The sequence below is a fragment of the Actinoplanes sp. NPDC089786 genome, assembly GCF_040684855.1.
In the GTDB taxonomy this organism is placed as follows: domain Bacteria; phylum Actinomycetota; class Actinomycetes; order Mycobacteriales; family Micromonosporaceae; genus Actinoplanes.
Genome location: NZ_JBFBGU010000012.1, coordinates 89,323 through 101,497, shown reverse-complemented (window position 1 = coordinate 101,497; position 12,175 = coordinate 89,323). Strand labels below are relative to the sequence as shown.

8 protein-coding genes and 1 pseudogene are annotated in these 12,175 nt (G+C 70.9%); 7 read left to right on the top strand and 2 right to left on the bottom strand.

From position 1 onward, the window contains the following. Positions 1 to 192: 192 nt before the first annotated feature. Complete coding sequence (locus tag AB0O15_RS29145; RefSeq protein ID WP_364324532.1) at positions 193 to 2,679, top strand: EAL domain-containing protein; 2,487 nt, start codon at positions 193 to 195, stop codon at positions 2,677 to 2,679. Between the two features lie 29 nt (positions 2,680 to 2,708). Here AB0O15_RS29145 and AB0O15_RS29140 read toward each other — a convergent pair. Further along, positions 2,709 to 2,795, bottom strand: a pseudogene (locus AB0O15_RS29140) (DNA-binding response regulator); the annotation flags it as partial. A 194-nt stretch (positions 2,796 to 2,989) separates the two neighbouring features. Here AB0O15_RS29140 and AB0O15_RS29135 point away from each other — a divergent pair. Next, a complete protein-coding gene (locus AB0O15_RS29135) occupies positions 2,990 to 4,024 on the top strand; it encodes a hypothetical protein (protein WP_364324529.1) in 1,035 nt (344 codons plus the stop codon). A 26-nt stretch (positions 4,025 to 4,050) separates the two neighbouring features. Here AB0O15_RS29135 and AB0O15_RS29130 read toward each other — a convergent pair whose 3' ends face one another. Next, positions 4,051 to 5,889: a GAF domain-containing protein gene (locus AB0O15_RS29130; protein ID WP_364324526.1), complete on the bottom strand. Its 1,839-nt coding sequence runs from the start codon at positions 5,887 to 5,889 to the stop codon at positions 4,051 to 4,053. Positions 5,890 to 5,977: 88 nt separating this feature from the next. Here AB0O15_RS29130 and AB0O15_RS29125 point away from each other — a divergent pair, with 88 nt between their 5' ends. Genes AB0O15_RS29125 through AB0O15_RS29105 form a run of 5 tightly spaced genes read left to right on the top strand, consistent with a single transcriptional unit; the run spans position 5,978 to position 12,150 of the window. Next, a complete protein-coding gene (locus AB0O15_RS29125; protein ID WP_364324523.1) occupies positions 5,978 to 7,003 on the top strand; it encodes a sugar ABC transporter substrate-binding protein in 1,026 nt (341 codons plus the stop codon). Further along, positions 7,000 to 8,523, top strand: a complete 1,524-nt coding sequence (locus AB0O15_RS29120; RefSeq protein WP_364324520.1) for a sugar ABC transporter ATP-binding protein — start codon at positions 7,000 to 7,002, stop codon at positions 8,521 to 8,523. Before AB0O15_RS29125 ends, AB0O15_RS29120 begins: the two co-directional genes overlap by 4 nt. Continuing rightward, positions 8,520 to 9,512 carry an ABC transporter permease gene (locus AB0O15_RS29115; RefSeq protein ID WP_364324517.1) on the top strand — a complete coding sequence of 331 codons (993 nt, stop codon included), beginning with the start codon at positions 8,520 to 8,522 and terminating at the stop codon, positions 9,510 to 9,512. The genes AB0O15_RS29120 and AB0O15_RS29115 overlap by 4 nt, the downstream gene beginning before the upstream one ends. Continuing rightward, positions 9,509 to 10,528 carry an ABC transporter permease gene (locus tag AB0O15_RS29110; RefSeq protein ID WP_364324514.1) on the top strand — a complete coding sequence of 340 codons (1,020 nt, stop codon included), beginning with the start codon at positions 9,509 to 9,511 and terminating at the stop codon, positions 10,526 to 10,528. The genes AB0O15_RS29115 and AB0O15_RS29110 overlap by 4 nt, the downstream gene beginning before the upstream one ends. Further along, the gene (locus AB0O15_RS29105; protein ID WP_364324511.1) at positions 10,528 to 12,150 is read left to right on the top strand and encodes a long-chain fatty acid--CoA ligase; all 1,623 of its coding nucleotides are present in this window, start codon (positions 10,528 to 10,530) and stop codon (positions 12,148 to 12,150) included. Before AB0O15_RS29110 ends, AB0O15_RS29105 begins: the two co-directional genes overlap by 1 nt. Positions 12,151 to 12,175: the final 25 nt, after the last annotated feature.

Sequence of the window (12,175 nt, the reverse complement as noted above, 5' to 3'; positions counted from 1 at the left end):
AGCCTGCTTTCCCACCTTACGGCTCCCTTACGGTGGATCACGCCCGGCGGGGTGTTCCGGGCGGTCACAGCCTGCGGTGCTCCGGACCGGACGCCGGCGGCGACTTCTCCGGCAAGAGTGCCTCAAGACGGGCCGCTGACGGCCGATGATCATTGAGTGGCATCCGGCCGCGGCCGACAAGGAGCGAAGGTTGTGATCACTCGAGCGGTCGGCCTGGTGTTCGGGGCGGCCGCCACGCTCATCGGCCGGTTGCGGTATGCGCAGAAGTTCGTCGTGGTGGGGCTGGTGCTCCTGCTCCCGCTGGGATTCGTCGCCGCGGCGTACGTCGAACTGCAGCGTGACCAGGTGGCCTTCAGCGCCAAGGAGCGTGACGGCGTCGCCTGCCTGGCCCCGCTGGCCCACCTGGCCTCCCGGGTCGCACAGGCCCGCCACGTGACGGTCACCGGCGACGGGGGCTCCGTGGTGCTCGACCGCGAGATCAGTACGGTGGACGCCGTCAACCGGCGCCTGACCTCGATCCTGGGCACCGGCGACGCGTGGGCGGGCGCCCGCGGGCTGATCATCGCCGCGCAGTCGGCCACCGGCCCGGCGAGCGAGCGGTACGAGGGTTACAACGCGGCGATGCAGTCGATTCTCGATCTGATCGTCCGGGTCGGTGACGCCTCCAACCTGACCCTCGATCCGGACATCGACAGCTACTACCTGATGGACACGCTCCAGTTCCGGCTGCCGGTGGTGCTCGACAACGCCGGGCGGAGCGCGGATCTGGCCGTGCTGGCCGCCTCGGCGCCCGCCAGTGCCCGGACGGACGCGCTGATCGACCTCGGGCTCACCAACGGCGTCCTCACGGCGACCCGGGCCACTATCGCCCGCGCGGTGGCGACCATCATGGCCAAAACCGCCGACTCCGGCGTACGCCTCGACACCGGCGCCAGCTTCCGGCGGCTGGACGACGCGATGGCGAGGCTGACGGCCACCCTGGCGGCGGCCGTCAAGGACCGCCGCCCGGGCGACATCCCGGCGGACGTCTCCGACGCCGTACGGGTGGCCGCCACCGACTTCGCCGCCCAGGCCGCGACGTCGCTGGACCGGCTGCTCAGGGTCCGGATCGACGGTTTCTCGGGCCGGGCCGAACGCGTCGAGCTGGCCACCGGGCTGGCGGCGCTGCTCGCCGCGTACCTCTTCGTGGGCTTCTATCTCTCGGTCGCGTGGCCGATCCGGCGCATCATGGCGACCCTGCACGCCGTCGCGGGTGGCGATCTCACGCGGCGGGTCGCGGTGGACACGCGGGACGAGCTCAGCTCCGTGGCCCGAGCGCTCAACGAGACGGTGGCCAGGACCGAAGCCGCGACCAACCGGCTCGCGCAGCAGGCCACCCACGACACCCTCACCGGGCTGCCGAACCGGGCCCTCGTGCTGGACCGGCTGGAGCAGGCCCTGACCCGCAGCCGGCGCGACGGCACCCTGATGGCCGTCCTGTTCATCGACCTGGACCGGTTCAAGCCGATCAACGACTCGCTCGGGCATCACACCGGCGACGAGGTCCTCATCGAGATCGCCGGCCGGCTGACCACGATCTCGCGCGGCGGGGACACGGTGGCGCGGCTGGCCGGCGACGAGTTCGTGGTGATCTGCCCGGACCTCGTGGTCCCGGACACCGCGACCGGGACGGCCGACCTGATCATGACGGACCTGAGCCGGCCGATCATGGTCGGCACCGGCGCCGCGGCCCGGGAGGTCACGGTCGGCGCCAGTGTCGGGATCGCCTTCGCGGACCAGACCGGCGACCAGACCCCCGAGGACCTGGTACGCGACGCCGACGTCGCCATGTACCAGGCGAAGCAACGCGGCCGCGGCCGGGTGGTGATCTTCAACGAGACCCTGCGGACAGCCGTCGAACTACGGCTGCGGACCCAGGAGGAACTGCGGCACGCGATCACCGGCGGGCAGATCCGCCCCCATTTCCAGCCGATCGTCGACGGCGTCACCGCGTCGGTCGTCGGGTTCGAGGCGCTCGCCCGCTGGCAGCACCCGGCCCGCGGGCTGCTCGGGCCGGGCGACTTCATCGAGCTGGCCGAGGAGACCGGTCTGATCGTGCCACTCGGGGCCGAGATCCTGGCCCAGGCCTGCGCCCGGACCGTGCGATGGCAGCAGCATCGGCCCGGTCTGCGAGTGGCCGTGAACGTCGCGAGCGCCCAACTGGCCGACCCGTCGTTCGCCTCGACGGTCGCCGCCGTCCTCGCCGAGACCGGACTCGAAGCGCACGCCCTCTCGCTGGAGATCACCGAAACCACCCTCATGGCCGACACGAACGCGGCCGCGGAGACGCTGCGTGCGATCGCCGCGCTCGGTGTCCGCCTGGAGCTCGACGACTTCGGAACCGGCTACTCCTCCATGACCTACCTGCGTCGCTTCCCGGTGCAGGCGCTGAAGATCGACCGGTCCTTCGTCGCCGGCATCGGCCACGACCGCGAGGACGAGGCGATCGTCGAGATGATCCTCAACCTGGCTCAGGTCCTCGACCTGCGCGTCGTGGCCGAGGGCGTCGAGACGGCCGACCAGCTCGCCCGGCTCCGCCGGCTGGGCTGCCCGCTGATGCAGGGCTTCTACTTCGGCCGGCCGATGCCCGCCGAGCAGATCGACGACTTCCTGCGAGCCCCGCAACCCATCCTGTCCTGAGCGAGGCCGGAGCTCGCCGAAGCGCCCGATCAGTGCGGGTGTTCGCCCAGCAGGCGGGTGGCCGGCACCGCGGCCCGGGTTCGCCGTTCCAGGCCCAGCTTCGCCAGGGTCGAGGTGCTGCCGTTCCACCGGCCCGGCGCCCACAAGTACGCCGTGCTCGTCCGGTCGACGGCTCGCAACCACTCCTGCAGTGGGCCGTCGGACACCCGGCGTACGACGGCGTCCGATCTGGACCGTCCAGAGGATGCCGTCCGCGCAGCTCTTCCCTCTAGTCTCCGCATGCGAGGTGATGCGCCGGGGAGGATGGCCGTTGGAGCGGGATGCGAAGGACGCGTTGATATCCGCGGTCCAGGCTCTGGTCCTGGCCGCTCTGATCAACCTCCTGACGGCCGTCGTCACACCGGAGTGGACCCGCCGCTGGTGGTGGGGGCTCACCGCGCTGCTGCTCGTGGCGTTCTTCCTGCCGTTCTATCGCCTCCGGCGCCGCCGGGTGGTGATCCGCCGGGTCTCCCTCGCGTCGGACGGGAACGAGACCGCGCATCTGTTCGGCGTCACCGGCGGCGGCGCGGTACTGACCCGCGTCCAGCACCAGGACGGTTCCTGGTCGGCCTGGGCCGATCACGGCTTCCGGGCGGGAAAGGCCTGGGACGTCGCCGCGGTCGTGCCGGTGAACGGCCGCATCGAGGTGTACGTCGTCGACCGGTCGGGCGGGGTCTGGTGCCGCCGGCAGGACTCCCGCACCGAGTGGTCCGGCTGGACCCGGCTGCGCAGCGATCAGCGGATCGGGCAAGCGGTCGCCCTCGACGTCATGTCGGGCTGGCGCGGGCACCGGGAGATCTACGTGGTCACGGAGAACGGCGACGTCGCTCACTGCTGGCAATGGGACAAAGAGCCGTGGTCCGAGTGGTACTCCGCCGAGATCGCCGACTGCCGCGACGTCGCCCTCTCCACGCCGTTGAAGGACCAGCTGGAGGCGTTCGTCGTCGACCGGCACGGCCGGACCTGGCACCGGTGGTACGTCGACGAGCGGTGGTCGCCGTGGGAGTCGCTCGGCGAACCGGACGCCATGTCGGCGCCGATCGCCATCGCCGCCCTCAACGGGGAGCCACGGCATCAGGAGATCTTCGTCGTGGGGGCGGCCGGCGAGGTCGCCCACCGGTGGCACTGGCAGGACGAGGCGTGGGACCCCTGGTACGACAAGCGGTCGCCCGATCACGTCGTCGACATCGCGGCCGCCGCCACCAGCCGGAGCCGCTTCCGGGTCGTCACGGTCAGCGCCGCCGGGAAGCTCTGGCAGCAGACCTATGTGCCGGTCGGGAACTGGTCGGTCTGGGAATCCTTCTGACCGTCCGCCCAGGACGTCACGAGCGGTCAGGTCTGCCGGTCGATCCGGTTCCGGAGCTCGTGCAGGCGTAGTGCCACCTGCAGTTGAAGGGCTCGGTCCGGGGTACGCCATTGGTCGCCCAAAATGCTTTCGACGCGGTCGAGTCGTTTGAGCAGGGTGTTCGTGTGCACGTGCAGGGCGCCGGCGGTACGGGCGAGGTTGCCGGAGTTGCCGAAATACGCCGACAGGGTGGCGACGAGCCGGGTCGATCGGCGTTGGTCGTAGGCCAGCAGGGGCGCCAGCGACTCGGTGAGGAATCGGTCGAGGTCCTGCGCGCGGCCGGGGTCGAACAGCAGCGCGTACATGGCGTACGGCTCGGTCGTCGAGCCCTGGTCCGTCAGGCCGAGACCGAGCATGAGGTCGCAGCACTTGCCGGCGATCTCGAACGCGCGTCCCCAGGTGCCGTCCGGCACGCCTTCGGCGACCGCCCGCACCGGTGAGCCGAGTTCCCGGCGGAGGCGGCCGTGCACTGTCGCGGCGAGTCCGGCGGGGTCATCCGCCGCGGCCAGCAGAGTGGCCCGTCCCAGGTGTTCACCGGCCAGCCCGTTCCACTCCCGCGACATGGCGTGCAGCCGGCGGCTGACCTCCGACGCCAGCTTCGTTTCGGCCTGCACGACGACGATGACGTTCAGCGAATCGACGTCGACACCTCGGGCGTGGGCGCGCGCCCGCTGGGCCGGGCCCACCGGCGGGGCGCTGACCAGCAGCTCGGTGAGCAGCTCGCCGCTGACCCGCTCCTCGGCCTCGGCGACGGCGGTCTCCTTGAGGATGAGCAGGCCCATGATCTGGGCGGACCGTTCCAGGGTGCGGATGTCGACCGGGGTCGGCTCCTCGTCCCGGGTCAGCAGCAGGGCGCCGAGGTGTGTGTCGCCGGCCTGGATGGCCGCCGCGCTGTGCCAGCGGCCGGCGCCGTCGGAGGTCGTCGCCCACCGCCCGGACCGCCGGGCCTGCTCAACCGCGTCCGGCGTCGACCCTGGCGAAGGCCGCGCGTCGGGCGTGTCCGGCGAGCACCGGGCGGTGATCGCGCCGTGCCGGTCGAACACGGTGACCACGCCGTGCAGGTGCTCGACCAGCAGCGTGGCGATCTCGGTGGCGCCGCCGCCCTTGAGCACCACGGTGGCCAGGGACTCATGGACCGACTGGGCCCGTTCCATCATCGCGATCTGGCGTTCGATGGTGAGGTACGCGGACTGGAGCTGTTTGAGGGCGGAGCGGCTCTCGTCGTACAGCCGGGCGTTGTTGAGCGCGATCGCCGCGTGGTCGGCGAACGCGCTCAGCAGGGCCACCTCGTCGTTCTCGAAGGGCCGCTCGGTGCGGTCGGCGACGAACAGCGCGCCGATCACCTTCTCCCCCACCAGCAGGGGGACGCCGAGCAGCGCGACCATTCCCTCGGGGGCGACGAGGTCGTCGAATTTCTGGTCGTGCGGCACGTCACGCGTGTTCAGGTAGTTGCTCACCCAGGCGGGGGCGCCGGTGGCGATGACGCGGCCGCCGACGCCGGTCCCCCACGGCACGCTGGCCTGGTTGAAGGTCGGCGAGATGGTGCCCTGCGAGGCCTTCAGCGTCAGTTTGCCCTCGGGCGTGAGGAGCGAGAGGTACGTGATGTCGGTGCCGATCAGCTCATGCGCGGCGCGGACGATCGAATCGAGCACCTCGTCGATCTCGCCGAGGGCGGTCAGCGAGCGGGCGGTGGCGTACAGCGAACTGAGCTCTCGCTCTCGCCGCAGGCGATAGGACGCCAGATCCGCGCTGGACGTCTCAGGTGTGGAGGGGTCACTCAGTGGACTATCTCCCCACCTCGTTGCGCCGGACAGTGTGCTGATCATCCCTCACCGAGTGATCCAGACGCTCCTAGAGTTCGTCGCACGACCATGTGACACGGGTCACAGAAATGCGCAAACCGGGAGTTGTCTCATGATCAGTGCCCATGTCACGCACCTGAGGCTCGCCGTAGCCGCGGCGGCTGTCGGCCTGCTCGCCGCCGGGTGTGGAGGCGGCTCGTCCGGCGGCGGCAGCGCCACGTCGTCCGGCGGCGCCGGCGGGCTCGAGGGCAAGACGATCGACTTCGTCGGGTACGGCAAGGACAACCCGTGGGGGGCCTACTTCAACGGCGTGTTCGTCAAGAAGCTCGAAGCCGAAGGCGCCAAGATCCGGGACCTCACCACGATGGATCCCGGCACCGCGGTGTCGAACTTCAACCAGGCGATCGCCAACCGTCCCGACCTGATCGTCGCCGCCCTGCTGGACACCTCGTCGATGGTCGTGCCGATCAAGAAGGCGAAGCAGGCGAGCATCCCGGTGCTCGTCTTCGACGGCCGGCCCGACCCGTCCACCGACGGCGATGTCATGCAGGTCCTGTCCGACAGCGACGCGCTGGGCACCGCGGCGGCCCAGAACCTGGTCGAAGGGATGAAGGCGCAGGGGAAGTCCTCCGGCAACATCATCGCGATCACCGGGACCAAGTCCGGCTTCGCCTCCCAGGACCGGATGAAGGGCTTCGACGCCGAGCTGGCCAGGACGCCGGAGTACAAGGTGGTCGACGTCCAGGACGGCAACTGGGATCCGACCCTCTCCGGCCGGATCGCCACCCAGCTCTTCGCCAAGTACGGCTGCTCGGGCATCCAGGGCGCGTACGGCATGGCCGACTACCAGGCGCTCCCGATCATCGCCGCGGCCAAGCAGGCGGGCTGCGAGGTGGGCGGCAAAACCGGCGTCATCGTCACCGGCAGCAACTGCTTCAAGGTCGGCATCGACGCGATCAGGTCCGGCGCCCTCTACGGAACCGCCACCGAGGACCCGGGCACCATCGCCGAGCAGACCGCCGACTACGTGATCAGGTATTTCGGCGGGCCCAAGCCGCCGGCGAAGGAGCTGGTCAAGGAGGAGCGGGTCACCAAGGGGAACGTCGACCAGTACGCGGAACAGTGCAGCAAAGCATGAGTCCGGATGACGACCTGGTCCGGGTGGACCGGCTGGTCAAGAGCTTCGGCAACACGCGGGCGGTACGCGGCGCCTCGTTCGGCCTCGCGGCCGGCGAGATCCACGCCCTGTGCGGGCACAACGGCGCCGGGAAGAGCACGGTCGTCAAGATGCTGTCCGGGCAGGTGGCGCCGGACGACGGCGCGGTGCTCATCGGCGGCGAGGTGGTCGACCTGCGGAGCCGGCAGGTCGCTCAGCGCAACGGGGTGGCCCTGGTCGACCAGGAGCTCAGCGTCGTCACCTCGCTCACGGTGGCCGAGAACCTCATTCTCGGCGACCTCCGGGCCCGCTGGATCAACCGGCCACGCGCCACCGGGCGACGGCTGCGGGTCCTGCTCGACAGCGTCGGCCTCGCCCACGTCGGCCTCGATCAGCCGCTCGGTGACCTGGGCATCGGGGAGCGGCAGCTGGTCGAGATCGCGCGCGCCCTGGGCCAGGACGCGCGGCTGGTCATCCTCGACGAGCCGACGGCCACGCTCAGCGACGTCGAGAGCGCCTACGTGTACGAGGCCGTCCGCAACGTCGCGGCCGCCGGTTGCGCCGTCCTCTTCGTCTCGCACCGGCTCGGTGAGGTCCTCGGCCTCTGCGACAAGGTGACCGTGATGCGCGACGGAGTGGTGGTGGCGACCACCCCGGTGGCGGAGCTGACGCTCGACTCGCTCATCGTCCAGATGCTCGGCGAGGCGCCACAACGGCTGGGCCGGCGCACCACCGGCGACGTCGAAGGCGTCGAGGTGCTCACCGTCTCCGGCTTGTCCGTGCCCGGCCGTGTCCGCGACTTCAGCCTCACCCTCCGGGCCGGCCGGGTGTACGCCCTGGCCGGCCAGCTCGGGTCGGGCGCCTCCGACGTGCTGCGCGCGATCGCGGGTCTGATGCCCGCGGCCACCGCGGAGCTGACCGTCGACGGTACGGCGGTCGGCCTCGGCCACCCGGCCGGCGCGATCAGGGCCGGCATCGCGTTCGTCTCGAACGACCGCAAGGCCGACGGGCTGTTCCTGCGCCGGCCGGTCAGCTGGAACCTGCTCGCCACGCGGCTGTCCCAGGTGACCCGGCTCGGGGTTCTCGACCCGCGCCGCTGGTCGAAGGCGCTGGCCGTACTCCTCGACCTGTGTGGTCTCGACCCCGCGCGGGCCGGCCACGCGGTCGGCTCGCTCAGCGGCGGCAACCAGCAGAAGGTCTTCGTCGGGCGCTGCCTCGGCCGGGACGACGTCCGCGTGCTGCTGCTCGACGATCCGACGCGTGGCGTCGACGTCGGCGGGCGGGCGGCGATCCACGCGCTCCTCCGGGACGCCACCGACCGTGGCATCGCGGTGCTGTTCAGCTCGACCGAGCTCGAGGAACTGCGTGACCTGGCCGATGTCGTGGTCACCATGCACCAGGGCGAGGCGGTACGGCGCCACGACGGCGACCCGGCCGACACGGTCCTGCTGCGGGAGATGACCCACGGCGCGGGCCCGGCTCTGGTGGAGGAACGGCCATGAACAACCTGCTGTCCGCGCCGGCGCGCCCCGAGGCCCCGGCCACCGAGCGAGCGGGCCGGCGCTCGCGTACCGAGATCATCATCGTCGTGGTCGTGGTCCTCGCCGTGCTGGCGGCCATCGTCGCCGGCCTGTCGACCCCTCGCTTCGCGACGGTGGCCAACGCCAAGGCGATCATCACGTCGGCGAGCCTCGTCGGCATCGCGGCGCTCGGCCTGACGTTGATCACGATCGGCGGGTCGGCGGTCTCGCTCGCGATCTCGCCGAGCGTCGCGGCGGTCGGCATGATCTTCCTGTCGGCCCAGTCGCTCGGCCTGGCGCCGGCGCTGGTCCTCGCCATCGCCGGCGGGACCCTCATCACCGGCCTGCAGGGCGCCGTCATCGGCTATGCCGCGGCCAACCCGGTGCTCCTCACCATCGCCACCAGCTTCGCCATCGCGGGGCTGGCCACCGGGATCAGCGGAGGTGAGACGGTCTCCCCCACCGGGACCGGGTACGACCGCCTGAACGCGACACCGGGTGGCGTGGCGCTCAGCGTGTACGCGCTGGTCGGCCTGACGCTGATCCTGGAGTGGCTGCTGCGGCGGACGGCCTTCGGACGGACCCTCTACCTGATCGGCGAGAACCGTCGCGCCGCCTGGACCGCGGGCCTGCCGGTCGGCCGGACGACCACGGTGGCCTGGCTCGCGGCGGGCGCCCTGTTCGCCGTGACGGCGGCGTTCACCGCGGCCTTCAACACGTCGGCCAACGTCAACCTCGGCGGCACGCTCACCTTCGACGCCATCGCCGCCGTCCTGGCCGGCGGCACCCCGATCTCCGGCGGTCGCGGTTCCGCGCTGCGCACCCTGGCCGGCGCCGTCCTGATCGCCGCCGTGTCCGACATCCTGCTGCTGCGCGGCTACTCCACCGGGGTCCAGATCATGGTCAAGGGACTCATCGTCCTGATCGTCGTCATTCTCGTGCACCTGCACGCGAAGGGGAGGAACGCATGAGGTCCCGCTCGCTCCGCCGGCCCGAGACGCTGGTGCCGCTGGCGTCGGTCACCATCATGATCGTCGCGTTCGCGATGATCCCGGCGTACACGGATGCGGCGATCGCGCCCTTCGACGTCTACAACACCTTCCAGATCTTCGCCCGCCTCGGTCTTCTCGCGCTCGCGCTGGGCCTGACGATGATCGCGGGAGAATTCGACCTGTCGGTGGTGGGAACGTACGCGCTCGGCGGGATGCTGGCCGTTCAGGCCGGCCAGGAGCACTGGGTCTACGGCCTGCTCGCCGCGGTGGCCGCCGGCGGGGTCATCGGCCTGGTGCAGGGCGGCGTCATCGCCGGCCTCAAGCTCCCGTCGATGCCGGTCACCCTGGCGACGTACATCACGCTCCTGGGCCTTACCAGCGCGCTGTCCGGCGGTCTCACCAAGACGTACTCGAACCCGTCCGTGACCCTGTGGGTCGATCAGACGGTGCTGACGTTCTTCTCCCCGCGCAGCCTGCTCACGCTGGGGCTCTTCCTCCTCGCGGCGGTCGTGCTGGCCGTCACCCGATGGGGCCGTGAGCTGCGTGCCATCGGCGGCGACCGGCGCGCGAGCCAGGTGGCCGGCGTCCGGGTCGGCCGCCTCATCGTCGGCACGTTCATGCTCTCCGGCATGCTGTCCGCCCTGGGCGGCTCCCTCCTGAGCTTCAGTCTGGGATCGGCCAACCCCGACCCCGGGGTCCAGCCGCTGATCGTGGCCGCGGCGGCCGCGCTGCTCGGCGGGCTCTCCCTCGCCGGTGGCCGCGGCAACGCGCTCGGGCTGCTCGGCGGCATCATGGCGGTCGCGCTGCTCGCCGAGATCGTCACGGTCGCCGCCCTGCCGGGTTACGTCACGCAGCTCTTCTTCGCGGGTCTCCTCGGCGTGATCGTCGTGATCGACGCCCCCGACCTGCACCGGGCGCTCCTGCGGCAACGGACGCGCCTGCGCCCGGAGCGAAACCCCGCCTCGATGCCGATCACCACAAGGGAGCTGTCTTGATGCGCGGCTTGATGCAGGACCGCCAGCTGACCATTCCGCCCCTGCTGTCGCGAGCCGAGACCAACTTCGGTCACAAGCGCATCGTCACCGGCGGCGCCACCGAGACCGTGAGCACGTGGCGCGAGGTGGCACCCCGGGTCCGCAAACTGGCCCGGGCCCTGGAGAGCCTGGGCGTGCCCGCGGGCGCGTGCGTCGGCACGTTCGCCTGGAACAGCCAGCGCCACGTCGAGCTCTACCTCGCGATTCCCAGCTCCGGGCGGATCCTGCACACCATCAACCACCGGCTCCACCACGAGCAGATCAGCTTCATCGTCAACGACGCCGCCGACGACGTCCTGTTCATCGACCGGACGATCCTGCCCGTCATCTGGCCGTTGGTGTCGTCGTTCGGCACGGTCCGGCACGTCGTCGTGATGGAGGACGGCGGCGACATGCCGCTGCCGGACGACCCCCGCGTTCTCGACTACGAGGAGCTCCTGAGCCGGCAGGCCGACCGGCCCTTCGAGACGGTGGTCGAGGACGAGAACACGGCCGCCGCCCTCTGCTACACGTCCGGAACCACCGGCAACCCCAAGGGCGTCCTCTACAGCCACCGGTCGGTGATCCTGCACAGCCTCCTCCTGCTCGGCGCGGACGTCTTCGCGTTGAGCGAGCGGGACGTGGTGGCGCCGATCGTGCCCATGTTCCACGTCAACGCGTGGGGGCTCCCGTACGCCGTCATGCAGTGTGGTTCCGATCTGGTCCTCCCCGGATCCATTCGCGACCCGGAGCAGATCGTCTCCCTGCTGTCCCGGCACCGGGTCACCTTCAGCGCCGCCGTGGCAACGGTCTGGCGCGACCTCATCCCCGCCCTGGCGAGTCACGATCTCGGCAGCCTGCGCCACATCGCCTGCGGCGGTGGCGCGGTCGACGACGCGCTGTCCCGGGCGTACGAGCAGATCGTCGGGATCCCGCTGACCAACGCGTGGGGCATGACCGAGACCAGTCCGGTCGTCACCACCTCCCGGCTGGCGACGCACCACGACAACCTCCGCGGCGAGGCGCGACGACTCCTGATCGGCACCCCGGGGCCGGCCGTGCCGCTGACCGAGATACGGGTCGTCGGCGACGACGGCACGGTGCAGCCGCACGATGGAAAGACCCCCGGCGAACTCCAGGTCGCCGGAGCCACGATCGCCCGCGCCTACTTCGGCACGGACATCGGCCGGGACGGCTTCACCTCCGACGGCTGGCTCCGCACCGGCGATGTGGCCACGATCGACGAATGGGGTTATCTGCGCATTGTCGACCGTACGAAAGACCTGGTGAAATCCGGAGGCGAATGGATTTCGTCGGTGCTCCTCGAGAACGCGGTGATGGCCGACCCGCGGGTCCGGGAAGCGGCCGTGATCGGCATCAGCGACCCGCGCTGGGGAGAACGCCCGATGGCCTGCGTGGTCCCTGCCGCGGGAGTTAACCTCACGGCGGAAGAAGTCCGTGCGCACCTCCGCGGCCGAGTCGCCTCGTGGTGGATTCCGGAACGGATCGAAATCATGGGCGAGATCCCGAAGACCGCGACCGGGAAATGGTCGAAACAAGCATTGCGTCGACGATTCGCCGACCCGGCGACCGGGTCACCGTGAACCGACCGGGTCACAGTAAACCGCC

Coding starts and splice junctions, on each gene's coding strand:
- AB0O15_RS29120 (WP_364324520.1), top strand. CDS start 7,000: ATGAGTCCGGATGACGACCTGGTCCGGGTGGACCGGCTGGTCAAGAGC.
- AB0O15_RS29130 (WP_364324526.1), bottom strand. CDS start 5,889: ATGATCAGCACACTGTCCGGCGCAACGAGGTGGGGAGATAGTCCACTG.
- AB0O15_RS29115 (WP_364324517.1), top strand. CDS start 8,520: ATGAACAACCTGCTGTCCGCGCCGGCGCGCCCCGAGGCCCCGGCCACC.
- AB0O15_RS29125 (WP_364324523.1), top strand. CDS start 5,978: ATGATCAGTGCCCATGTCACGCACCTGAGGCTCGCCGTAGCCGCGGCG.
- AB0O15_RS29105 (WP_364324511.1), top strand. CDS start 10,528: ATGCGCGGCTTGATGCAGGACCGCCAGCTGACCATTCCGCCCCTGCTG.
- AB0O15_RS29110 (WP_364324514.1), top strand. CDS start 9,509: ATGAGGTCCCGCTCGCTCCGCCGGCCCGAGACGCTGGTGCCGCTGGCG.